Here is a 24318-nt window from a genome sequence, read left to right on the forward strand (position 1 = left end):
CTATTTTTAATTATTTTTCTTTCTTCTGTCAATATTACTTTTCTGTGATTTGTGTCACTTTTTTGCGGTTGTTTGAAAAAATATTTATTTTTAGTACTTTATCACTATATTCTGACAATAATTTTGACAAAAAAAAGAACTGTTTTCCTATAACAGTTCTTTTTCATGTATTAATTTATTTTTTATGCTTCATCAATTGCCTTTCCAATGTCATGACGCATATATTTATTATCAAATTTCACCCATTCTGTTGCTGCATAAGCATTAGCGCGAGCTTTCTTTAAATCTTCTCCCTTTGCAGTAACTCCTAGGACACGACCACCATTTGTTACGATTTTGCCATCCTTCAATGCAGTTCCGGCATGGAAACAATAATAACCGTCTTTTCCTTCAAATTCTTCCAGTCCGCTGATTGGAAGTCCCTTGTCATAGGCTACCGGATAACCGTCGGAAGCCAATACCACACAAACTGCTGCATTATCCTCAAACTGCAAATCAATCTGGTCTAAAGTTCCATCTACACATGCTTCCATTACATCAATAATATCATTTTTCATTCTTGGTAAAACAACCTGTGCCTCCGGGTCACCAAAACGTGCATTGTATTCCAATACTTTTGGTCCTTCTTCCGTCAACATCAGTCCGAAGAAAATAACTCCCTTGAAAGGACGTCCTTCTGCTGCCATAGCATCTACAGTTGCCTGATATACATATTTCTTACAGAATTCATCTACCTCAGCAGTATAGAATGGACTTGGGGAGAATGTTCCCATTCCACCTGTATTTAATCCTTGATCTCCGTCCTTTGCACGCTTGTGGTCCTGTGCAGAAGACATAATCTTGATAGTCTTTCCATCTACAAAGGAAAGTACGGAAACTTCACGTCCGGTCATGAACTCTTCAATTACCATGTTGTTTCCTGCTGTACCAAACTTCTTGTCCAGCATGATTTCTTTTACACCGGCTTTTGCTTCTTCTAACGTATTACAAATCAAAACGCCCTTACCTAAAGCAAGTCCGTCTGCTTTTAATACGATTGGCATTTTTGCAGTTTCTAAGTAAGCTAATGCCTTGTCTGCATCATCAAAGTTCTCATATGCAGCAGTAGGAATATTGTATTTCTTCATTAAGTCCTTAGAAAATGCCTTACTTCCTTCCAGAATAGCTGCATTTTTTCTCGGTCCAAATACTTTTAATCCTTCTGCTTCGAATGCATCTACTACTCCACCAACCAAAGGATCATCCATTCCGATGATAGTAAAGTCAATTGCTTTTTCCTTCGCAAATGCCACTAATTTATCAAATTCCATAGCTCCAATTGGAACACATTCTGCAATCTGTCCAATTCCGGCATTTCCCGGTGCACAATATATTTTATCTACTCTAGGACTCTTTGCTACGCTGGTTGCAATAGCATGTTCACGTCCGCCGCTTCCTACGATTAATACTTTCATTGCTGCCTCCTATTTTTTGATTACTGCTTTTCCATCTACGACTTCTACTTTCCCATTAGCAATCAAGTCAATTGCTTCCGGTAAAATTTTCCACTCTGCCTGCTCCATAACGCGGCGCTGTAGTACCTCCGGAGTATCTCCCTGTTCTATCATTACCGGCTTTTGTAAAATGATAGGACCGGTATCTGTTCCCTCATCTACAAAATGAACGGTAGCTCCGGTTACCTTCACACCTCTTGCCAATGCACCTTCATGTACCTTTAATCCGTAATAACCGGTTCCACAGAAAGAAGGAATCAAAGATGGATGGATATTGATAATACGATTGCGATACTGCTTTATCATCATTTCCGGTATTACTACTAAAAATCCTGCCAGTACCACCAAATCAACACCATAGCTATTCAACTTTTCTAAAAATGCCTGATTAAATTCTGCTCTTTCTTCATAATCCTTTGGAGAAATGCATAGTGCTTCAATCCCATGCTGCTTCGCACGTTCCAAAGCATAGGCATTCTTGTTGTTGCTGATTACCACTTCTATTTTAGCATTTGTAATACTTCCATTATCTATGGCATCTATAATTGCCTGTAAATTCGTACCACCGCCGGATACGAGAACTGCCAATTTTAGCATAAGGTTACTCCTTTTTCTCCATCCTCAATCTTACCGATTACATATGGAGTGTCTCCTGCTGCTTTGATTGCTTCCATAGTCTTATCAACATCTGCCGGGTCTACTGCCACAATCATACCGATTCCCATGTTGTATGTATTGTACATCATCTGCTCTTCTACATTACCTTCTCTTGCCATCATTTTGAAAATAGGTGGAACTTCATAGCTGTTCTTTTCAATAACCGCATGTTTTCCTTCCGGTAACATTCTTGGTACATTTTCATAGAAACCACCACCGGTAATATGGCTACATGCCTTTACACGAACGCCTGCTTCTTTAATAGAACGCAGTGCTTTTACATAAATTCTGGTAGGAGCAAGAAGTGCTTCTCCAAGAGTTGTTCCTAATTCATCAAAATGTGTATTTAAAGTTTCAACATCCATACGGAAAATCTGACGTACTAAAGAAAATCCATTGGAATGAACACCAGAGGATGCCATACCAATCAATACATCATTTGCCTTTAAGTCTTTTCCTGTAATGATGTCTTTCTCATCTACAACACCTACTGCAAATCCGGCTAAATCATATTCCTCTTCCGGCATAAGTCCCGGATGCTCTGCTGTTTCACCACCAACTAAAGCGCATCCTGACTGCTTACATCCCTCTGCCACACCACTTACGATTGTAGCAATTTTTTCCGGATAGTTCTTTCCACATGCAATATAATCAAGGAAGAATAATGGTTCTCCACCTGCACAAGCAACATCATTGACACACATTGCCACACAGTCAATTCCGATTGTATCGTGTTTATCTAAAAGAAATGCAAGTTTTACCTTGGTTCCACATCCGTCTGTACCGGATAAAAGAACCGGGTTTTCCATATCTTTGATTGCTTTTAAAGAAAAAGCACCGGAAAATCCGCCAAGTCCGCCTAATACTTCAGGGCGCATTGTTTCTTTTACATATTTTTTCATCAGCTCCACTGACTTGTATCCTGCTTCAATATCTACACCTGATTTCTTGTAATCCATTGTTTTTCCTCCTAAAATAGAAAATCTTCGTTATACTTCTTCTTACATTGTACCTTGAATCCTATAGAAATGCCAATTATATATTGTAATAGTTTTTATTAGTTTTGCTAATCTATCTTGTGTTTTGGTTCTTGATTTCTTATAACTGTAGTTCATTTCTAATTACTCACAACTTCAAACAGGCAGTGACCATATAAGTGGTATCACTGCCTGTTCTTTTCATCATTTCCTCAATTTACTTCATATATTCCTTATATCCAACTTCCTGTAACTTAGCATCCTTTGCTTCTACCTGCTCTTTTAATTTCTTGGAATAATCCTTTAATCTTCCAAGCAGTGCTTCATCAGAGGTTGCTAAAATCTTTGCTGCTAATAATCCTGCATTTGCACCACCATTAATAGCAACAGTTGCTACCGGAATACCGGACGGCATCTGTACGATAGAATACAGAGAATCTCTTCCTCCTAAAGATGTTGTATGCATTGGAATACCGATAACAGGCATTGGGAAAATTGCTGCACACATTCCCGGAAGATGCGCTGCCATTCCCGCTCCTGCAATAATTACCTTGAATCCCTTTGCTTCTGCGGACTTCGCATATTCAAAAAATACATCCGGTTCTCTGTGGGCTGAAATGATTGTCATTTCATATTCTATTCCTAATTCCTCTAAAATGTCGGCTGCCTTTGCCATAACCGGCATATCTGAGTCGCTGCCCATTACAATTCCTACTTTTGCCATGATAAATTCTCCTTTTGTCTTAACTATGATATTTTGCAAATTCCTGTACTCTTTTCAGTACTTCATTTAACAAATCCTGTGCCTTTTCTGTCTCAGTCTGATTCTGCTTACTTCGTTCTTCTGCTTCCTGAGCGCTTGCTGATACTTCTTCGCTGGTTGCAGACAACTGACTGATATTTTCAATAATTACATCATTCGATTCTACCAGATTTTCAATCTTCTTATCAATATCTGCTACTCTCTGTGTTAATGTATCTACATTATCACGAATCATATTAAATCCATCTGATGCATTCTCAATCATACTATTCTGCTCATTCATAGCATCGATTGAACTCTGAACTACATCTGTTGCATTCTGCGCATCTACATTCAACTCATCAATAATACCTGATATCTTCTCTGTAGACTGTCTTGTCTGTTCTGCCAATTCTCGAATCTGATCTGCTACTACTGCGAAACCTTTTCCTGCTTCTCCTGCTCTCGCACTTTCAATTGAAGCATTTAATGCTAACAAATTGGTCTGACTGGATATAGAAAAGATAACTTCTGTAATCTGTTGAACTTCCTTTGCCTTTTCCTGAAGCTGTGCCATAGATTCTGCCACATGAGAGTTTGTCTCTCCAATTTTCTCAGCACTTTCACGCATATTGCGCATCACTTCCATACTTTCTTCTATCATCTTAGCAGAACTTGCAGCTGCTTCTACCATTACCTTAGCATTTTCTGCTGTCTCTCCTATTGCTTCACGAATCTGAGCAGTCATATTTGTCTGTTCCTGTACACTTTCTGCTGTTACCTGCGTACTTACAGAGATTTCCTGTATGGAACTATGTACAACATCAGAAGAAGTCCTTACATTTTCTACCAACTGGTCTGTCTCTTCTACTTCATCCTTTACTGTTTTTGAAATACGAAGGATATCCTCTAACATCAACTCCTGACGTTTCTTTTCATCCTGCATGGTATACATAGCATCATGGTCAAACTTCTTTGCTGTGGCAGAAGTAATATAAATAACGCCTAAAACAATAATTGCTACTACAATACTAGTAATTGCATTGGCGTCTCCTAGCAAATAGCCCGTAATTCCCCATATCACAGCACGCACCAAGGTAACTACTCCAGTAGTTCCATACATAAAATTATTAAACTTTTTGTCATAATACAGAATACTGGTCATAAACAATGGATACACATAACTTGTCACCAAAATATTGGTTCCTGTCACCATAAGATAAGTCCAGCCAATCAAATAAGTTGCCAATACGATATAACGCAACTTCTCATTGCTCCGGTTCATTTTGTACAATACCCAATTGATAATAATACCAATAATTAAAATAACCATTGGCACTATGCCCATCTTTCCATAAGCTGTAGCAGAAACAAAAGTCTGGATAAATAACGCAAATATCAATAATGCTTCTACTATGGTCGCCACAAGAAGCAGTATCCTATTTGCCCTTGCTACTCGATTACTCTTGTCACTATACTTACGAACTTTTACATGAAATTCTTCCTTTTCCATATAACTGCCTCCTTCGTTATTATCACTACTTATCTCTCATTCTAGCACATTATTCTGAAAAATAAAATATATTTCAATAATATTTGAATAATAACTTTTCCTATTTTTCTAATGGTATATTCAGTTCTTCTGTTCCCGGAACTACAAATCTTCCATCCTGAATAATGTCTACTGTAGTACCATCCTTGCGAATTACCGTAATATTGTCAAGCTCGTCATATGGAATTGTAATATCTGTATGGCAGTTAAAATATGCCTTTTCTACATCCTCCTTACGTTTTGCTGAAACCTCATTCTCTCGTGCGATAATTTCTTTTCCATCCGGATTAAATACAGCAGTATCTTCTGCCCAGCTGTAACAGGTATCTCCTACTGCAAAATGCGGTCCTGTTTTTTCAGCAATCAGAATTGGCAGTTTGTCCTGAATCTGATATTCAATTCCCATCTTATATGCTGTCGTGTTTGTTCCGATTGCAAACTCTCCCATTGGAAGACTATCATGGTGCATCAATAGATTTTCTTTCAAAAATTTCTGATTTTCTTCTTCCGTTGCAAAATTCTTACAAGTATAAGAAGTAATCATTCCGTCCTTAAAATCCAGCGCCAGATCTAAATACTTCAATCCATTCAAATATACCTGTGTTACATGAAGGTGTCCATTGGTTCCTTTCAGTACCGGAGATGTAAACACTTCACCTACCGGGATATTTACATCTGCCACACAGTTTTCAAAAGCAGTTTCCTTTTCCGGATTCTTCAATGGATGAATTGCAACTGTCAAGTCCGTCTTATTTTCACCTTTTCCTGTAATATGCACATATTCTGCTTCATCCAATACGTCAATTATTTTCTGCTGCATGTTCTGATACAGCTTATAATCCAATGTATTAATTTCCACTGTTTTTGCAAATATCTCTTCAAACTCCGTTCCAATCTCCGGTATTGGATAAGCAATGATAGTGAAACTTCGTTCTTCCCCATGAATATATTCATTTGTAATCTGACTTCCCATATTCGCAGCATACACATTCAATTTCTGCTGTTTCTCATTGTACTGGTAAGCCGCAGGATTAGTCTTTGGTTCAAATCCCGCTTCTCCAAACACCTCTACTACCGCCGGACCGGCATACCATGCTGCATCTTCCTTCCGGCTCTCATAAGCATTTCTCATGATTTCTAAACGCCGTTCTACCAATGCCTTATCTAAATACATGGCTTTGTCTGCCTTATGATCATATAAATATTGACGGTTCGGCTGTGTACTTGCTACTGAAAAAGTTCCATTATCCCTTCCGGTATAAGAAAACTCTTCTATTCTTGGTACCACTGGTTTTAATCCCATCTTTGCAAAATTCTGAACTGCTGCACGCATCATCCGTTCAAATCCAATATTATACCGCAAATCTACATACTTTTTCTTTGACAAATCCTTTCCTGTTACCTCAAATCCAATGCGATATCCTTCTGTATAAGTGTCTGCCATGGACTGAATCTTTTCTTCCGAAAGCGAATTCAAAAACTCTGCTGTTTTTATCTCATTTTCTGTAATGTAAGAACCATAACGATAGAGATAAGTCAAGTCGTTCAAATCACTGTTCATAATAATTCCGGTAGCAAAATCTAACTCTGAACAGGTCATTGCTAATATATTCATCTCCAAAAACAACTCGCCGTAATCATGATAGAACCAATATATAATCTGCTGTATCTCTTTTTCTTCCGGAAGTTCTTCTGTCTCAAAGCAATTGTAAATTTCTACCAGAAGTTCACTGAAAATTGTAATTTCATATATTCTGCCCTGATATGCACAGCTGATTAGGGAACGAATATCAGCATAAAGAGCACTAAACATCTTTCCAAAAGTCTCTCCCAACATCTTCTCTGCAAATGCCGGATTAGCATAACTCTTTTCATAATTTTCCGGTAAAATTTCTTGATATAACTCCCTATTTATCTTCTGCCACTCTTCCAGGGTTCTGTTCTCTGCCCGACCACCGGTAAGTTCTTCCTCTTCTTTTCTTATTGTCTGTAAAAACAATGCCACTTGTCGGAAATAATCTCGAAATGGCTGTGCCACCGTTTCCTCTGTTTCTATCTGTTCTACCCGTTCCATCACCAACGGGTAACGTTCTTCTACTTCTTCCCGATATGGTTTAAAAACTTCCTGATAACTCATGATAAATCCTCACTTCTCTAAATTAAAAATCCTGTTATATACACTGCAAGCCACCCTAAAAAGGCCACTGCGGAAAAAAAGGTTCCCACCCCTGGGAAAATCTTGTAACTATCTTCTTCTCTTAAACTTCTGATTCCTTCCACCAATGCAACCAACGACAACATGAAGGAAAAAATTCCTCCACTTCCTATATAGACACTGGCATTTCCACCGTTCCGAAAGGAAATAACTATCATAAAAATACCCACAACAATGGAAATCAATGCGATTCCAAGAGACCGCATTCCCCGCTTGGAATGAGTTTTTTCGGTAAATTTATAGCTGGTTCTCTTTTTTCTTCTCATGATGTTTTCTCCTAATATAGTTTAATCCTGTAAAAATCAAATATCCTAAAATTCCGCCAATTGTATTCAATAATAAATCATCTACATCAAAGCTTCCTACCTTCGATACCAGCTGAAGTGTTTCTACAATCAGGCTGAATTCAAAGCTGAAAAATACCGTATACAAAAAAGACCGACACTTACGATGCATCACCGGAAGAAAAAAACCAAAAGGAACAAATGCTACTACATTTCCTACCAGATTCAGCATTACCGGCAAAATCCCAAGTGTTGTTCGATAATGCCAAAAGCGCCCGATCTCCTTAAACAGAACCAGATTATAATGATAGGTACGTCCTTCAAAAGTACGTCCTGTACTTTCTGCAAAAAATAAAAAATAAATTAAACAAATAATATAGACTCCGAACATGACTTTACTGCATGTCCGGAGTATCTTTCTGTAATCCTGCTTCAATTTTCCAACCCTTAAAATATAATTTCAGATTTCTTTCTTAACAGTCTTCCACCATTGATAATAGATAACACTCCACATACTACTCCACTGATTAATATTACAATCCCGATTGCAATACTTCCTACACCGGTTGCATTCATTGTTTTATATGTCTTTTCATTCATGGTCTGCCTCCTATTTCGCACCATATTGTGCGTAATACTGATCAATTGCTTCCTTCATGTTATCATCAATATATATGTTTCCCTTGTATGGCTTATTATATAAATATTCTACTACATCCTGCATAGTCACAATAGCATTTGTTTCAAAACCATACAATTCCTTAATTTCCTCTAACGCAGACTTTTCGCCCTTTCCACGTTCCAGACGGTTTAAAGATACCATCAGTCCCTTAATCTCAATATTTGCCTGAGCACGAATAATCGGTACCGTCTCATCCATAGACTTTCCGGAGGTAGTAACATCTTCGATAATCACTACACGGTCTCCATCCTTAAGTTCACTTCCTAAGAGGATTCCCTTATCTGCCCCGTGATCCTTCACTTCTTTACGATTAGAACAGTAGCGGATTTCTTTTCCATACAAGTTACTATATGCAATAGCAGTAGCTACTCCTATCGGAATTCCCTTATATGCCGGTCCAAACAATACATCAAAATCATCTCCGTAATGTTCATGAATTGCTTTCGCATAATATTCACCCAATTTACGAAGCTGTGTTCCTGTTACATAAGCTCCTGCATTCATAAAAAACGGGGATTTTCTTCCACTTTTCAAAACAAATTCTCCGAATTTTAATACTTCACTGTCTACCATAAATTCGATAAATTCCTGTTTGTATGCTTCCATTTTCATTCCTCTTTTCTCTTTATCTTACTGCTCCAATCAGCTCGTTAATATCTGCTATTCCATTCTGTTCCATGTAGTTTTGAATTCCTTCCACAATTTCCATTGTTGCCATAGGATTATGGAAGTTGGCAGTTCCTACAGACACTGCTGTTGCTCCTGCAAGAATCATCTCGAGTGCATCCTCTGCTGTTGCAATACCTCCCATTCCAATAATCGGAATCTTCACTGCCTGCGCGGTCTGATACACCATTCGCACAGCCACCGGATGAATTGCAGGACCGGATAACCCTCCGGTCTTATTTGCTACTGCAAAGGTTCTTCTATTTACATCAATCTTCATTCCTGTAATTGTATTGATTAAGGACAACACATCTGCGCCGCCTGCTTCTGCTGCCTTTGCCATTTCTGTAATATCTGTTACATTCGGACTCAATTTCATAATGACTGGCTGCTTTGCATACTTTTTCACTTCTTTTGTAATCGCTTCTATTGCCTTTGGATTCTGTCCAAAAGCAATTCCGCCTTCCTTTACATTCGGACATGAAATATTAATTTCTAACATATCTACCGGCTGGTCCGCCAAACGTTCTACCACTTCGCAATAATCCTCTGTTGTTCTACCGCATACATTTACAATAATCTTTGTATCATATTTTTTCAGGAAAGGAATATCTCTCTGCACAAATACATCGATTCCCGGATTTTGAAGTCCTACTGCATTTATCATTCCACCATAGGTCTCAGCAATTCTTGGAGTAGGATTTCCCTCCCACGGAACATTTGCAACTCCTTTTGTCACTACGGCTCCTAATTTATTCAAATCTACAAATTCTGAAAATTCTTCTCCTGAACCAAAGGTTCCAGATGCTGTCATAACGGGATTTTTTAATGTAACACCCGCAAGATTTACTTTTGTGTTCATTAAAGTTCCACCTCCTCAGCACGAAATACCGGTCCCTCTTTGCAGACACGTTTATTGTTTACATGGGAATGGCTATCTTTTTCTTTGGACTTACATACACATGCAAGACAAGCTCCGATTCCACATGCCATTTTCTCTTCTAAAGACAACCAACATTCAATTCCATTTTCCATGGCATATTCTTTAATTGCCTTAAGCATTGGTGTCGGACCACAAGCATAAATAATCTCCGCATCCAAACCGTTTTCCCGAATAGCATCTAAGACATTTCCTTCTGTACCATAGCTTCCGTCCTCCGTTGCTACATACATATCACCCAGTCCTTTAAATTCTTCCTGTAAAAACAAGGTGTCACGATATCCCAGCACCATCTGCTTTTCACAGTTTAACTGTTTTGCCAATTCTACCATAGGAGGAATTCCGATTCCGCCACCAATTAAAAATGCCTTCTTTTCCTTTAATGGGAATCCGTTTCCTAGTGGTCCTACAATTTCAATAATATCTCCGGTAGACAAATTAGAAAATTCTTCTGTTCCTTTTCCCGCTACCCTGTATACGATACGCAATGCATTATCCTTTTTATCTATCTCACAGATACTAATAGGACGTGGCAGCATACGGCTTCCATCATGACAATACAAAGAGATGAACTGTCCCGGCTTTGCTTTTCCCGCAATCTGCTCTGTTTTCAGCCACATACTATAAATTCCATAAGAAATCTCTTCTTGGCGAATAATGACCGCCTGTTCTTTAAACTTCTCTGCCATATCTTTCTCCTATCTTATACCTGCTTTTTTCAAAGCACCATCAATATCTGCCACCATTGCCTCTACCGCTGCTCTGGAAGCCTCTCCAAAATGCTCTGCGCCAAACTTCGCATAAGCTTCCTGCTTATAGGCTGCAATAATTCCTCTGGAAGAATTTACGATTGCACCCAATCCATCTTCATTGAAAAATGGTACTAAATCTTCTGCCGTTCCACCCTGTGCTCCATATCCCGGCACCAGAATAAAGCTCTTTGGCATAATTTTACGAACAACACGTCCCATTTCCGGATAGGTGGCACCAACGACAGCTCCAATATAACTGTAAGAATCACCCATACACTCAGCGCCCCATTCAGCTACCTTTTCACCTACATGCTCATATAACGGTCTTCCATCAATAAGTCTGTCCTGAAACTCTCCACTAGACGGATTAGAAGTCTTTACTAAGATAAACATGCCCTTCTTCTCTTCCTTACAAACATCTAAAAAAGGCTTAATTCCATCTGTTCCAAGGTATGGATTTACTGTAACAAAATCTTCTTGAAACGGACTATATGTCTTAGTTCCTACGGTTACTTTTCCAATATGACCGGTTGCATATGCTGCAGAAGTAGAACCAATATCTCCTCGCTTAATATCTCCAATTACTACTAAATCCTTTTCATGACAATACTCTACTGTTTTTAAAAAGGCATTCATTCCCGGTACACCAAACTGCTCATACATGGCAATCTGTGGTTTGACTGCAGGTATCAGGTCATAAATATTATCAATAATTTCTTTATTATACTGCCAGATTGCTTCTGCTGCACCTTCCAAGGTCTCTCCATACTCCGTAAAAGCCTTCTTCTGAATATGCTCCGGAATATAATTCATCATTGGGTCTAGCCCAACTACGATTGGCGCATTGGTCGCCTGAATTTTTTTTACTAATTTGTTAATCATTTTCTATTTCCTCCATGACCTTGTTTATTTATTCTCGTATACAACCTGTCCCGCTACAATCGTCGCCTGAACTTCTCCCTTTACCTTCTTTCCTGCAAACGGAGTGTTTTTACTCTTAGACCAGAAGTTTTCCGGGTCAATCTTATATTCCTTTTTCGCATCAAACACTACTAAGTCTGCCACTTTTCCTTCTTCTACGACACCCTTATCCAATCCTAAAATCTTTGCCGGATTATAACTCATTTTCTCAGCCATCTGCATCATGGTAAGATAACCCTTATCCACAAGTTCTGTCATAGTAAGCGCTGCAGCAGTCTCTAATCCTACTATTCCAAATGGTGCATGTTTAATTCCTACTCCCTTCTCAATTGCAGTATGTGGAGCATGATCTGTGGAAATGACATCCATAATGTCTTCCTTCAATCCTTCTTTTAATGCTTCCACATCTTCTTTTGTTCTAAGAGGAGGATTCATTTTATAGTTTGCATCATCTTCCTTAATATCACTACTTGTCAACGTAAAGTGATGCGGACACACCTCCGCTGTCACTCGCACACCCTCTTGCTTTGCAAGTTTTACCATTTTCACACTAGACTTAGTAGAGCAATGACATAAATGCAATGCTGCTCCGGTTTCCTTTGACAGCATAATATCTCTTGCAATAATAATATCTTCTACCGAATTGGCGATTCCCGGAAAATTCATCTTTTCCATTGCTTCATCTGCATTTACTACTCCACCATTCACCAAATTAATGTCTTCACAATGTGCCAACACCGGAATATCATACTTCACGGCAAGTGTCATAGCTTCGCGATAAAGCTGTGCATTCATAACAGACTTTCCGTCTTCACTAATTGCCGGAATTCCTGCTTCTACCATTCCCTCAATATCAGCAAGTTCTGTTCCACGCTGTCCTACAGTAACAGCTCCTGACTGAAGTACATTTACAATTGCCACATCCTCTGCCTTGTGATGTACATAGTTCACCACATCCGCATTGTCTACCGCCGGTTTCGTGTTAGGCATTGCCACAATTGTGGTAAATCCACCATGTGCCGCTGCTCTTGCTCCGGTCTCTACCGTTTCCTTCTCTTCCTGTCCCGGATCTCTTAAATGTACATGCATATCAATAAAACCAGGCATAACAAAACAACCGGTAGCATCTATTACCTTATCTGCCTTTACACTCTGTTTCTCAGCTATCTTCTTGATGATTCCATCTTCTACCAGAACATCTGCCTTTTGCTGTGTTTTATCTCCTGGATTAATCACTGTTCCATTTTTTATTAAAAGTAACATATAACAAACCCTTTCTATCCCAAAATTCCCCACCTGCCATTTGGCACAGTAAGCTAATCATATTTTAGCACAGAAAAAAAGGAGGGGCAACCTCCTTTTATCTTAATCTTGTGGTTTCATATCGCTGCATCGTCCGCAGACAATTTTTCAACTCATCAAAACGCTTTTCTATTGGTCCGTCTTCTATTACAAGGTCTAGTACAACTGCCATATTGTTAATCATATGGTCTGTAATACAGTCTGACATATCCAACAATATCTTGTATTTTGCTTCTATAGTATCTGCATCAAAAAACGCCATCATCTTTTCTTCCGGCGTCTTTGGCTCTTTCGCGTTCTGCTCTACCTGAAGCACTTTTTCTTGCTGTCCGTCACTTCGTTCTATTACTGCCGGAGACTTTTCTGCATCTTGTTGCTCCACCAACTTAAACCGATACTTTTGCTCAACTTCCGGATACTTTTCTTTATCAACCAGACTTGTAAACATCTTTAATGGTCTTGCATAGGTCCGAAACTGCCCATACAACGCTTGATAAATCACCAGTTCTTCACCTGTTTCCGAATGCTCTGCAACAGTTACAATTTGGTACATCTTGTTCTTAAAATGAAGATATAACTCTCCCGATTTTGGATTTCCCTGTGGCATAAAACTTTTCCTCTTTTCTGTTCTTTATAATGTCATACTATTTATCATATCTAATCCTTCTGCGACAAAATCACGTTGAAAAGGAAGTTCTGTATCCACACCCTTTGCCATAAGGTCACTTACCGTTTTCATCACTTCGGACTCCTGCAGTACTTTGGGATTCTCAAATATCTTATTCATATCAACCTTAGCCAGCGCATCTGCTTGCTGCACAATCTGTGATTCGGTCTGACCTTTCCTTTCAGATGGCTGATATGCAGGCTTCGACTCTTCCATTTTCTTTGACGGCTGAGATACACGCTTTTCCTCAAAATCTTCCGCTACATTTGCAGAGGCTTTCGCCAAAATATCCGGCTGTTGCTTCGTTCCTGCATACTTGTTCTGAAGACGGCGTTTCAACTCCTCCTGATTTGCACTAGAAGAAGCAGGGTTCTGTGTTTTTTTCGGTGGTATATTGGGCTGATTCGGAACACCTGTCCGCCCCTTTTTCTGTCCCTTCTTTACACTTGATAAAATAAACACAAGAACGACAATCCATACTATAAATCCTGCCATACTTTCTCCCCTTTCCTTCTTTTGCTATTTTCCATTTCCCACAATTCTCAGGGAACACATTGCCGCAAACAATCCAATCAAAGCTCCGCAGATAACATCTGTCGGGTAATGAACACCCACATACAATCTGGACAGACAGATAATAACTGCCAGCACAATTGCCGGAATGCCCATATATTTTGGAAGTTTTTTATACATTACATATCCTGCTGCAATAGAACAAGTCGAATGTCCGGATGGAAAAGACCAGCTGCCTTCGGTAACCAAAGGTTGAAGCGCCGCTAGCACCTCATAGGGTCTTGGACGCATTACCAAATTCTTCAATAATAAATTGGTAATAACATAGCCAATTAGTAACGCTACTGCCATCGCTGTTCCCGTTTTTCTGTATCTCTTAAAGCAAAGTAACAATACCGCCAATAGAATCCAAACCATTCCGTTATTTGCAAGACCTGTAATAAAAACTACGATGGGACTCAACCACTCAAAGCGTAAAAACTCCTGAATAAACAGTAGAATCCTGCCGTCTGCATTTAAAATGTATTGTAACACCGCTATTATCTCCTTTGTCTTTTATTCCTTTCATTTTACAACTGCTTCAGAATTCGGTCAATATCTTCTTTTTTCCCTACTACCATCAAATGTTCTTCTTTGGAAAAAATATGCTCCGGCGTAAACATAAGGCTTGTTTCATCTCCACGCTTGGTTCCAATAATGTTTACATTGTATTTTGCACGAAAATCTACCTCTCGAATAGACTTTCCAATCCATTCCTGTAAAGGCTGTATCTCATAAATGGAATACTGTCCCAATTCCACATAATCATACACATGATTCATGCTGACTCTGGTTGCCATTCTTTTTGCAATATCGCGGTCTGGATATACTACTTCGTCAGCTCCATTCTTCAGCAAAAATTTTGCTTGAATATCACGAGTTGCCTTACTGATAACATATTTTGCTCCCATTTCTTTTAAAAGATTGGTTATCTCTAAACTGCTCTGGAAATTTGTTCCAATGCACACGAAACAAATATCAAAATTGCTGACCCCAAAGCTTCTTAATACTTCTTCCTTGGTACAATCTCCTATCTTAGCACTGGTGACAATCGGGAGAATCTCTTCTAAATTCTCCTCCTTTTCATCCACCGCCATAACATCATTTCCGTTTTCTACAAGATCCTGGCATAAATGCTTTCCAAATCTTCCAATACCAATAACTAAAATTGATTTCATTTTTCTACTCCTTCTCTATTCTATCCAATTGTAATCTGTTCCACCGGAAGCCCTACCGGGTCAGTTTTCTTTCTTTCCGTAAATGCCAATGCAAATGACATACTTCCAATTCTTCCACAGTACATTAACAGTATCAGCATGTATTTTGATGCTATTGTAATATCTCTAGTAATTCCCGTACTAATTCCTACCGTGCCGATAGCCGAAAAGACTTCCATCATGACATCCGACAACGGAATTGTTTCTAATGCACTCATAACAGTAACACATATCGTTGCCAGCATGAGATTAATACAAAATACGGTACTTGCCTTTTTTATCGCATCTTCATCTAATCTTCTTCCAAAAATATTTAATCCTCGTTTATTTCTTAAATTAGACCAAATATACAATAAAATCACCAGCATTGTGGTAGTTTTTATTCCACCGGCTGTAGAGCCGGGACTTCCACCTATAAACATCAGAACTATGGTCAACATTCTGGTTGCTTCTGTATAAGCTCCGGTGTCTGTCGTATTAAAGCCTGCTGTTCTCGGTGTTACTGAACCGAAGATTGAGGAAAGCACCTGTCCCTTCGCATCCATACCAAGAAGCAGATTATTGCGTTCAAAAAGATAAAAGCACAATGCTCCACCTAAAATTAGTATTGCCGTCATAGATAATACAATTTTGGTGTGCAGCATATATTTTTTTACATGCCACTTATGCTTAGAAATATCATCCCAGACAATAAATCCGATACCACCTATAATAATCAATGCCATAATCACTAAGTTTATGAGGATATCATCATAATACATGGTAAGGGACGCATATGGTTCAAACTGTCCCATCAAATCAAACCCTGCATTACAAAAAGCGGAAATGGAATGGAAAATCCCATACCAGATTCCCTTCAGCCACCCAAATCTTGGAATAAACCGAATCATCAAAAGCAGTGCACCGACTCCTTCGAATATAGCAGTATAACCAACAATTTTCTTTACCAGACGTACCGTACCGCTAATCTGAAGTGTATTGACACTTTCCTGAATCAAATTTCGTTCCTTTAGTCCAATCTTACGCTTTAGAAAGACAGAAAAGAACATACCGATGGTAATAAATCCAAGTCCACCAATCTGAATTAATCCTAAAATCACTACCTGTCCGAACAGTGTCCAATTTGTATATGTATCTACCACCACTAAACCAGTCACGCATGTACTACTAGTTGCTGTAAAAAATGCATTTAAAAACCCTGTAGAATGCCCATCTCTGGATGCTATGGGCAACATCAGCAACAGGGTTCCCACTGCTATAATCAAGAAAAATCCTAGCGCAATGGTCTGCACTTTACTTAGACGTTTCATCATTTCCCTTATCTCCTTATTTTCTTTACGCATTCTTTGGCTATTATACTAAACTACTTCAAAAGTGTAAAGGAAATATGACGTTAAAAACCTCACAGCTCCCATTTCTTTGTCATATATTAAAAGAAAAAAGGATCATTTCCATGAGGTTAAGTTCCACACCGACTTTTCTGATAAACACTTTCATGAATCTCAATCTACAACATTGATTGACAGTCCTATTGACTTTAAATACAAATAATTTTGAGTTTTTCTCGAAAATAGAATAGAGTTTAGAGTAAAATCAAGGGGTGTTGCATCAAACATACTTAATGCAACACCCCTTGATATATAAGATTACTTACACCATCTCCATACGAATCGTCTCTATCAGATTCTGTTTTTTTAATTTTCTGAGAGAACAAAAAGTTATCAATGTAATAAGTCCAAATATTGCTACGACACTAAGTAGCACAATTCCCCAAGGTACGCTATAGAGCACCGGAAACATTTTACGTAAGGACAGATTAATCAGCCATGGAATAAGTATTCCCAATGGTACGCCTCTTAATGTTGCCTTCAAAGTACAAATAACACTCTCTGAAAAAAGCATTCTCCATAATCCACCAGATGTCATTCCTACCGTTTTAAGCACTGCAAATTCTCTTGCTCTTGTTAATACATTTGTCGAAAGAGTAGTTATAACACTAACAATTCCAATCAAAAGCAATAAAGCAACAAAACAATATAGAATAACTTCTGCAATAACAATGGCTATGTTCAAAATCTTTGTCATTATATCCATTCTACAGATTCGAACTGAAAATCCTTCCTCTGCGTAAGAATCATCTGATGTGGTTGGAAAGAACTCATCTGAAACCTTTCTGGCATACTCCATATAATCTGCCTCATCCTCCGGGTCACAAAACCAATCATAATACCTTGCCTCCATGTTCGGCACAAGGATTCGTAATGGGTCATTGTTTATCCCAATCATTCCCGGCAACATTTCTTCTTTTGTAAGAACTCCTTGGATTTTCATTTCAGATGCTTTGCTATTTGCCTTTCTTAACTCCACTGAACTCAAATCTTCAAACGGCTCTAATTCTTTCATCCGACCATTATCATTATATTTATAGTAGTTTAGAAGAATGTTACTTCCCACCGGTACCCCAGCTGTTTTGCATAACTTTTCATAATGATATTGATCCACGCATACCAATTCAATTTTTATGGTATATTGATTGTTCTCATCTGGTTCAATCGCCTTTTTCATTTCATCAGAAAGTTTGCTTTCATCTAAAATAGCATAACTCGTTCCATTATCTACTCCTACTCCTGTAATCTCTAGATTTTCATCATATTCCCTTAATTTTTCTGCAACCTTCTCTGCCAAAACATTATCAATTGGTTTATTGTAAACATCCAATTCCATTCCAGATGCATCATCAGTTACTTTCTCATGACTAGAACAATAATCTACCATGACATCTTCCGTTCCGGGATCCATAAAACTTTCTATTCCTTTTGCCTGGATAGCCAGACTGCTCGTGCTTAGTATCAGCATAATTCCAATTGAAAGTGCACGAATCGTTGGCAAGTAGCTCTGACTACTTCTCTTCAAATTCCTATTTGCAAGTAATCCTTCAAATCCAAAGATTTTTTTAACAAGTTTACCTTCCCTTACCTTTTTTTCTTGTACTTTAATCTCGCCTAATCCCTTTATGCAGGCTAAAGCAGTTATTTTCCCTGCCTTTTTTGCAGGTCTGTATGCTGAGTAAATCACTGTAATAAACGAAAAGACAGATGCAAAAACAAATGTAAATGGCGTTACAACAAATTTTAATGAAATGCTGACAGGGCGCATAATAATACTTTGCTGCAACTGATTCATATCCTCGATATATTGCCCTGCTATAAAAACACCGATATATCCCACTGCTACTCCAAGTATGAGCCCCAACGGAATACCAATGATACTCAACCAGATACTCTCATAAACTACCGTTCCCCTTATCTGTTTTGTTGTTCCTCCTACACACTTTAAAACACCGAACTCCTTCATTCTTTGGTTGGCACTGATTCTGAAAACATTGGAAATCACAGTTACAGACATAAAAAAAATCAGCAATCCAAAAATTAATACCGGAATCATAAGCATTGCTTTATACGCGCCACCATAAGTACCATAGTTTTCACCCAGAAAATCTTTTAACATACCATTTCCACTTGAAACAAAGCATGATATTGCAGTCATTAATGCTGTTGAAATTGAAATTGCAACTATCGCTCCCAATGTTCTGCGACGATTTTCTTTCACCTGACTTAATGCTAATTTTGCTGTAATCTTCATTACTTCATCACCTCGTCACTAATAATACTTCCATCCCCGATGGTGATAATACGATCCGCCTGCAACGCAACTTTTTCATCATGCGTGATAAGCAATATAGTCTGATTATATTTCTGGTTTGATAATTTGAATAATTCCATTATCTCCTGACTTGTTTTACTGTCAAGATTTCCTGTTGGTTCATCTGCTAAAATGAAAGCCGGATCATTAATGAGCGCCCTTCCAATGGACACCCTCTGCTGCTGACCTCCTGACATTTGTCCGGGCAAATGCTTTGCTCTTTTCTCAAGCTTTAGCATCGTAAGAATTTCCTTAAGCTTTTGTTTGTTTTCCTTTCGATTATCAAGAAACCATGGAAGCATAATATTTTCCTCTGCAGTAAGAGTTGGAATCAAGTTATAAAACTGATATACCATTCCAATATTTCTTCTTCGAAAAATTGAAAGATTATCCTCGTCCATTTTTGAAATTTCTTTTCCATCAATAATAACAGAGCCGGAGGTCGGATGATCTATACCTCCAATCATGTTCATTAAAGTTGATTTTCCTGAGCCGGAGGCGCCTATAATCGCAACAAATTCTCCCTTTTCAACTGAAAAAGAGACATGGTTCACCGCGACTACTTCAGATTCGCCTTCTCCATATCTCTTTGTTAAATCACATACTTCTAATACAGCCATTTTTGTTCTCCTTTCTTTTTCTACTTTAAGAATACTATATCAAAATGACTGTTCAGTGACTTTTGAGGATTTAATTGTGACAATTTATTCACTTATAAAATTTCATAGTAAAGGTTGCACCTTTTCCATTCCCTCCAAAATCCACATCAATATCACCACCCTGTCCTCTCATGATTGATAACGCAAGTGGCATTCCTATCCCAAAGCCATTTTCATTTGTTGAATATTCAAATCGTTTAAACAATGCAGCATACTGTTCCATTTTCATTCCCGTTCCACTGTCTGTAACAGAAATCCATTCATAGATAGGATTATCACCACAATCAATCATAATTTTGCCGTCACTTGGAGAATGCTCTACTGCATTTTTCAAAATGTTGGTAAAAGCTTCTTCTGTCCATTTTCTGTCACAAAAAATTTCAAAATCATTTGCTATTTCCAAGGACTGATGATTAATGTCTAGCAATATTTCAACGGAAGGAAGAATAGACTGTATCATATCAGATACTTTCACTTTCTTTTTACAAAACTCAACCGCCTTAGCATCAAGCTTTGCCATTTTCAGTAATGTTGAAACCAGCCACTCCATTTTTGAAAGCGAAAATTTAATATTATGAATAAATTCTGCTTGTTTTTCCGGCTCAGCATCCTCCAAAAGATCTGCCATAATCATCATAGATGTAACAGGCGTCTTTAGTTGATGAGAAATATCTGCCATATATTCAGCAAGTGTATCACGTTCCGCTTCACTTTTCGCCAACTGCTCATCCTTCTTATCCGCCAATGCATATATATCATTCTTTAAAATGCTGAAAGGTCCTTCTTTATTATCTCTTATATCTTTTTTCTCACCATTTGAATATCCTCTGACCGCATCAGACAGAATTTCTATATCCTTCCTGCTAATCCACACGATATCCTATCCCCCTGACTGTCTCGATATTTACTGCGTCACCAAGTTTTTCTCTGAGACGTTTAATATATACGGTAAGAGTATTATCTTCCACAAAATTTCCATCTATATCCCAAATGTGCTCAAGAATTTGCGACCGGGTTAGCAGTTTTGATTTATTCTTAGCAAAAATAAGTAGCAATCTATATTCAAGTGCTGTTAATTCCAGCAACTTTTCTCCTATAAACACTTTTCCTGAAGTAATATTGATATTTACATTACCAAGCTCAATTATTTCTTGATTTACCCCGTTTTGTTTATTAATGGTTCTCTTGACACGAGCCAATAATTCTCGAATTCGAAATGGCTTAACTACATAATCATCTACTCCTTCATCAAAGGCTCGAACAATTTTTGACTCATCATCTACTATTGTAAGAAAAATGACCGGCGTATTCTTTTCCTTTAGGCATGCACATACATCAAACCCTGTCCCATCCGGTAATTGCATATCCAAAATACCCAAATCAAATTTTGTATTCTTAACCGTAGTTATTGCATCCTTCACAGTACTTAAATGCACTACTTCATATCCTTCATTATCCAATGCATATACAAGACCCGATGCAATCATAACATCATCTTCCAGCAGCATTATTTTCTTCACGTCTTGTCCTCCTCATTTTCCTTCGTATATTTCATGATATATATCCTCCACCAAATTCAAGTTTATTATTTGGATTATACCATGACTATAGAAATAAAAAAAGAATAAGAGCCTTTTGAAAAACTTCAAAAGACTCTCAATTTTGCAAACTAAAGTTTGTATTCCATCTGAACATCACAAGGTTCTGCTTCCAAAAAGGGAAGTTCCGATTGTTATGTATCCAACCAGAATTCCATCTTCTAATGCACCGTACCCCACAATATTCTTATCCAGATTTTCAAAAATATTTTTGGCTATGCTTCTACATTCTTCCAAATCCCATTCCTCAACAAATTTAATTGGAAGAAGTTTCCACTCTCCATCAACATTTCGCCAACACTCCGTTACATCCTGATGACGCACGAAGTCATCTAAAGAATATTCACTAAAATTCTGTTTCGTTAATTTTTCAAATTTAATTGTATCATTATTCATTTTTTAACTCCATAATTGTCAGTCCTTCCAAACCTCTATTTATCTTATTTTGTCCATATATCTCACCACAGATTTTTCTTCCCGTCTCTGACATTGCGGTAATATGACAAATTATCTACTCATGATTTCTTATATCATTTTCTTATTTCAATTCGAATCATCACCTCTGTTACATTTTTTCCAAAGTCAATATAACACGATTATGTACTTCTTACAACAAATATTTTGGATTCCTCCACTTCCCCCCGTTGATGTCAAACACAAAGAAAAAGAGCCCTTTGAATAATTCAAAAGACTCTCAATCCCGCATTCTCAGCGCTTTCATGCGGGCAACAGGACTTGAACCTGCACAGTCTCCCACCAGAACCTAATCTGAAGAACCGTATCCGTACCGTAATTTTCATTCCTTACAAGCCGGTATTTTATGGTATTTCGTCCATATATTCCATTACATAATTTTATTTTTTCTTCCCGTTGATGTCAAACTCTCTATCACCGTAAAATATTTTTCCAGTCTGCCCTGTTATACAAAATACGGATAATATGAACCACATCTTCTAAATCATCATAATAGTAAAAAATATTGTAATTATCAAATCGTGTCATCCTAAGTCCAACACCGCTTAACAATTCATCATTCACCAAAGGATGTTCTTCTGGAAATCTCTCCAATCTTCGAATCGTATCAATGATTCCATCAACAATTCGGTCTGCTGCCTGTGGATTGCATAAATGAATGTGGATATAATATTCTACATCCAACAAATCATATTCAGCAGGCTCTGTAAATAAAATATCAGCCACGCTGTGCTCTCCTTTTTTCTATTTTCTGTACCACTTCATCCAAAGTAGTTTCTCTTTTTTCCTGCATCGCATTATATCCCTCGCCAATTAAACGATATAATTCCAGCTTTGCTTTATCTTCATTTGTTTTTTCCATTATCTGTGCTCTATCAATCATGGCTATCACACCTTTCTACCGTTAATATAATACGATTATGTGCTTTTTACAACGAATATTTTGGAATCCTCCACTGGGATTCCCAACCATTCTTATTATTGGAAAATGGATTTTTCTACTTCCTACCTGTGCACTAATATGAATTGTGTCATCTGGCTCATAGTCGATATACTCCGTTCCTATCTCATCCACTCTAAGGACTTTTTTAATTTCCAAATTGAAATAAGCCTTAACCCAACATATATTCCACCCGTTGATGTCAAAATATCATTCTAATACATCTCGTTCCTTTAGATATATCTCTACTGAATCTACTATATACTCTGCTGTTTCATACTGCTTTTGTGCATCTTCTAATGATGCCACAAAGAAATCACTATAATCGCTTTCCTCACGTACCATCTTTATTCTGCCAAGCCTTTTCCCTAACTCCCGTGGAAAAATATCTGTTGCTACATAATTCTTATTAACGATTGATACAGTCCCTGAAAAAACGGTTATCTAAACACATCTTTGCATTTGCCAACGTCTCTTTTGCCAGTGAGAAACGATACTTTGAAAGTTCTCTATCCTTATCCTGCATTGACAACTACCCCCTCGTCCCTGACATTACGGTAATATGGCAAATTATCTACCCAATAATTGAAATGGTCTTCATTCTTAATTACAGGTGAAATATCAACACCATACTTCATCAAATAATCAAATGCACAATCTGATACCTGTTCTACATAATTCCTTATATCATCTTCTGGTGTTTTTACAAGTATCATCACATCCACATCGGAGTTTTCCGTATAGTCACCTCTTGCATAAGAACCATATACAATAATCTGACTCAAATCATTTCCAAACTGCCGCTTCATATCTTCTGCAAATTCACTCATTAAATTACTAATAGAAATAGGCATTTCATCACCTCCATCCAATCATAACCATCACAACCTTTTCTACCGTTAATATATCACGATTATGTGCTTTTTACAATGAATATTTGGGAACCCTCCACTGGGATTCCCAACCATTCTTATTCATTGGAAAATGACAATTGTATTATATAGGATTTTCCATTTTCCAATACATTTTTTACTTATTCTTTATCATACCACATTTTCTATATTACAGAAATCTAAAGCTCTAATTTTCCTCCAAACGTTCTCTTATTATTACATATTTTTTCTTTCTATTTCTTCGTTTTCACCCCGTTGATGTCAAACGCAAAGAAAAAGAGCCCTTTGAAAACTTCAAAAGACTCTCACTCCCGCATTATCAGCGCTTTCGTGCGGATAACAGGACTTGAACCTGCACGTCGGGGACACCAGAACCTAAATCTGGCGCGTCTGCCAATTCCGCCATATCCGCATATTTCTATTTTCTTATGCT

The 24318-nt window shown here is 37.8% G+C and carries 29 protein-coding genes and 1 tRNA gene; 1 reads left to right on the forward strand and 29 read right to left on the reverse strand.

Translation table 11 applies throughout. From position 1 onward, the window contains the following. Positions 1-182: 182 nt before the first annotated feature. The 19 genes from purD to BIV20_RS12465 all read right to left on the reverse strand — a co-directional run bounded on the left by purD (position 183) and on the right by BIV20_RS12465 (position 16932). The gene (purD, locus tag BIV20_RS12375; protein ID WP_075721007.1) at positions 183-1454 is read right to left on the reverse strand and encodes a phosphoribosylamine--glycine ligase; all 1272 of its coding nucleotides are present in this window, start codon (positions 1452-1454) and stop codon (positions 183-185) included. A 9-nt stretch (positions 1455-1463) separates the two neighbouring features. Next, the gene (gene purN, locus BIV20_RS12380; protein WP_075721008.1) at positions 1464-2090 is read right to left on the reverse strand and encodes a phosphoribosylglycinamide formyltransferase; all 627 of its coding nucleotides are present in this window, start codon (positions 2088-2090) and stop codon (positions 1464-1466) included. After that, positions 2084-3109 carry a phosphoribosylformylglycinamidine cyclo-ligase gene (gene purM, locus BIV20_RS12385; RefSeq protein ID WP_075721009.1) on the reverse strand — a complete coding sequence of 342 codons (1026 nt, stop codon included), beginning with the start codon at positions 3107-3109 and terminating at the stop codon, positions 2084-2086. The genes purN and purM overlap by 7 nt, the downstream gene beginning before the upstream one ends. Positions 3110-3344: 235 nt before the next feature. Continuing rightward, entirely contained in the window at positions 3345-3851 is a 507-nt protein-coding gene (purE, locus tag BIV20_RS12390; RefSeq protein ID WP_075721010.1) for a 5-(carboxyamino)imidazole ribonucleotide mutase, read from the reverse strand. 19 nt (positions 3852-3870) lie between these two features. Further along, positions 3871-5382 carry a methyl-accepting chemotaxis protein gene (locus BIV20_RS12395; RefSeq protein ID WP_075721011.1) on the reverse strand — a complete coding sequence of 504 codons (1512 nt, stop codon included), beginning with the start codon at positions 5380-5382 and terminating at the stop codon, positions 3871-3873. Between the two features lie 100 nt (positions 5383-5482). Continuing rightward, positions 5483-7558 carry an aminopeptidase gene (locus tag BIV20_RS12400; protein ID WP_075721012.1) on the reverse strand — a complete coding sequence of 692 codons (2076 nt, stop codon included), beginning with the start codon at positions 7556-7558 and terminating at the stop codon, positions 5483-5485. 17 nt (positions 7559-7575) lie between these two features. Then, positions 7576-7902, reverse strand: a complete 327-nt coding sequence (locus tag BIV20_RS12405; protein ID WP_075721013.1) for a DUF6142 family protein — start codon at positions 7900-7902, stop codon at positions 7576-7578. Beyond that, positions 7874-8311 (reverse strand): VanZ family protein, encoded by a 438-nt coding sequence (locus BIV20_RS12410; protein WP_075721014.1) that lies wholly within the window; start codon positions 8309-8311, stop codon positions 7874-7876. Before BIV20_RS12410 ends, BIV20_RS12405 begins: the two co-directional genes overlap by 29 nt. A gap of 56 nt (positions 8312-8367) precedes the next feature. Beyond that, the gene (locus tag BIV20_RS12415; RefSeq protein WP_192848882.1) at positions 8368-8520 is read right to left on the reverse strand and encodes a hypothetical protein; all 153 of its coding nucleotides are present in this window, start codon (positions 8518-8520) and stop codon (positions 8368-8370) included. Between the two features lie 10 nt (positions 8521-8530). After that, positions 8531-9208, reverse strand: coding sequence for an orotate phosphoribosyltransferase (gene pyrE, locus BIV20_RS12420; protein ID WP_075721015.1), 678 nt, complete (start codon positions 9206-9208; stop codon positions 8531-8533). A gap of 19 nt (positions 9209-9227) precedes the next feature. Beyond that, a complete protein-coding gene (locus tag BIV20_RS12425; RefSeq protein ID WP_075721016.1) occupies positions 9228-10130 on the reverse strand; it encodes a dihydroorotate dehydrogenase in 903 nt (300 codons plus the stop codon). Continuing rightward, complete coding sequence (locus BIV20_RS12430; protein ID WP_075721017.1) at positions 10130-10897, reverse strand: dihydroorotate dehydrogenase electron transfer subunit; 768 nt, start codon at positions 10895-10897, stop codon at positions 10130-10132. Before BIV20_RS12430 ends, BIV20_RS12425 begins: the two co-directional genes overlap by 1 nt. Positions 10898-10906: 9 nt before the next feature. Then, positions 10907-11842 (reverse strand): orotidine-5'-phosphate decarboxylase, encoded by a 936-nt coding sequence (gene pyrF / locus BIV20_RS12435; protein ID WP_075721018.1) that lies wholly within the window; start codon positions 11840-11842, stop codon positions 10907-10909. Positions 11843-11866: 24 nt separating this feature from the next. Next, positions 11867-13144 carry a dihydroorotase gene (locus BIV20_RS12440; protein ID WP_075721019.1) on the reverse strand — a complete coding sequence of 426 codons (1278 nt, stop codon included), beginning with the start codon at positions 13142-13144 and terminating at the stop codon, positions 11867-11869. 97 nt (positions 13145-13241) lie between these two features. Next, a complete protein-coding gene (locus BIV20_RS12445; protein WP_075721020.1) occupies positions 13242-13790 on the reverse strand; it encodes a DUF1653 domain-containing protein in 549 nt (182 codons plus the stop codon). Between the two features lie 24 nt (positions 13791-13814). After that, positions 13815-14345 (reverse strand): hypothetical protein, encoded by a 531-nt coding sequence (locus tag BIV20_RS12450; protein ID WP_075721021.1) that lies wholly within the window; start codon positions 14343-14345, stop codon positions 13815-13817. 24 nt (positions 14346-14369) lie between these two features. Beyond that, complete coding sequence (locus BIV20_RS12455; RefSeq protein ID WP_075721022.1) at positions 14370-14897, reverse strand: phosphatase PAP2 family protein; 528 nt, start codon at positions 14895-14897, stop codon at positions 14370-14372. 35 nt (positions 14898-14932) lie between these two features. Next, positions 14933-15580, reverse strand: a complete 648-nt coding sequence (locus BIV20_RS12460) for a potassium channel family protein (RefSeq protein ID WP_075721023.1) — start codon at positions 15578-15580, stop codon at positions 14933-14935. Between the two features lie 20 nt (positions 15581-15600). Continuing rightward, positions 15601-16932 carry a TrkH family potassium uptake protein gene (locus BIV20_RS12465; RefSeq protein ID WP_192848883.1) on the reverse strand — a complete coding sequence of 444 codons (1332 nt, stop codon included), beginning with the start codon at positions 16930-16932 and terminating at the stop codon, positions 15601-15603. Between the two features lie 100 nt (positions 16933-17032). Between BIV20_RS12465 and BIV20_RS16700 the strand changes: the two genes are divergently transcribed. Continuing rightward, the gene (locus BIV20_RS16700) at positions 17033-17170 is read left to right on the forward strand and encodes a YmaF family protein (protein WP_143524550.1); all 138 of its coding nucleotides are present in this window, start codon (positions 17033-17035) and stop codon (positions 17168-17170) included. A gap of 99 nt (positions 17171-17269) precedes the next feature. Here the strand turns inward: BIV20_RS16700 and BIV20_RS12470 are convergent, their stop codons facing one another. The 10 genes from BIV20_RS12470 to BIV20_RS12515 form a co-directional block, all read right to left on the reverse strand. Further along, positions 17270-19261, reverse strand: coding sequence for an ABC transporter permease (locus BIV20_RS12470; RefSeq protein ID WP_075721024.1), 1992 nt, complete (start codon positions 19259-19261; stop codon positions 17270-17272). Then, entirely contained in the window at positions 19261-19941 is a 681-nt protein-coding gene (locus tag BIV20_RS12475; protein WP_075721025.1) for an ABC transporter ATP-binding protein, read from the reverse strand. The genes BIV20_RS12470 and BIV20_RS12475 overlap by 1 nt, the downstream gene beginning before the upstream one ends. An 88-nt stretch (positions 19942-20029) precedes the next feature. Next, positions 20030-20854, reverse strand: coding sequence for a sensor histidine kinase (locus BIV20_RS12480; protein WP_075721026.1), 825 nt, complete (start codon positions 20852-20854; stop codon positions 20030-20032). Beyond that, a complete protein-coding gene (locus BIV20_RS12485; RefSeq protein ID WP_278335675.1) occupies positions 20844-21500 on the reverse strand; it encodes a response regulator transcription factor in 657 nt (218 codons plus the stop codon). The genes BIV20_RS12480 and BIV20_RS12485 overlap by 11 nt, the downstream gene beginning before the upstream one ends. Before the next feature lie 174 nt (positions 21501-21674). Further along, positions 21675-21974 (reverse strand): hypothetical protein, encoded by a 300-nt coding sequence (locus BIV20_RS12490; protein ID WP_075721027.1) that lies wholly within the window; start codon positions 21972-21974, stop codon positions 21675-21677. Between the two features lie 492 nt (positions 21975-22466). Continuing rightward, positions 22467-22778, reverse strand: a complete 312-nt coding sequence (locus tag BIV20_RS12495; RefSeq protein WP_075721028.1) for a type II toxin-antitoxin system RelE/ParE family toxin — start codon at positions 22776-22778, stop codon at positions 22467-22469. Next, complete coding sequence (locus BIV20_RS12500) at positions 22771-22935, reverse strand: hypothetical protein (protein WP_192848884.1); 165 nt, start codon at positions 22933-22935, stop codon at positions 22771-22773. The genes BIV20_RS12495 and BIV20_RS12500 overlap by 8 nt, the downstream gene beginning before the upstream one ends. A gap of 267 nt (positions 22936-23202) precedes the next feature. Further along, on the reverse strand, positions 23203-23337 hold the full coding sequence (locus tag BIV20_RS16705) for a hypothetical protein (protein WP_242939840.1): 135 nt from the start codon (positions 23335-23337) through the stop codon (positions 23203-23205). 170 nt (positions 23338-23507) lie between these two features. Beyond that, positions 23508-23846 carry a nucleotidyltransferase domain-containing protein gene (locus BIV20_RS12510; RefSeq protein ID WP_075721029.1) on the reverse strand — a complete coding sequence of 113 codons (339 nt, stop codon included), beginning with the start codon at positions 23844-23846 and terminating at the stop codon, positions 23508-23510. Positions 23847-24216: 370 nt separating this feature from the next. Beyond that, positions 24217-24297, reverse strand: a tRNA-Leu gene (locus BIV20_RS12515). Positions 24298-24318 lie beyond the last annotated feature (21 nt).

This window comes from Roseburia sp. 499 (assembly GCF_001940225.2).
GTDB lineage: Bacteria > Bacillota > Clostridia > Lachnospirales > Lachnospiraceae > Petralouisia.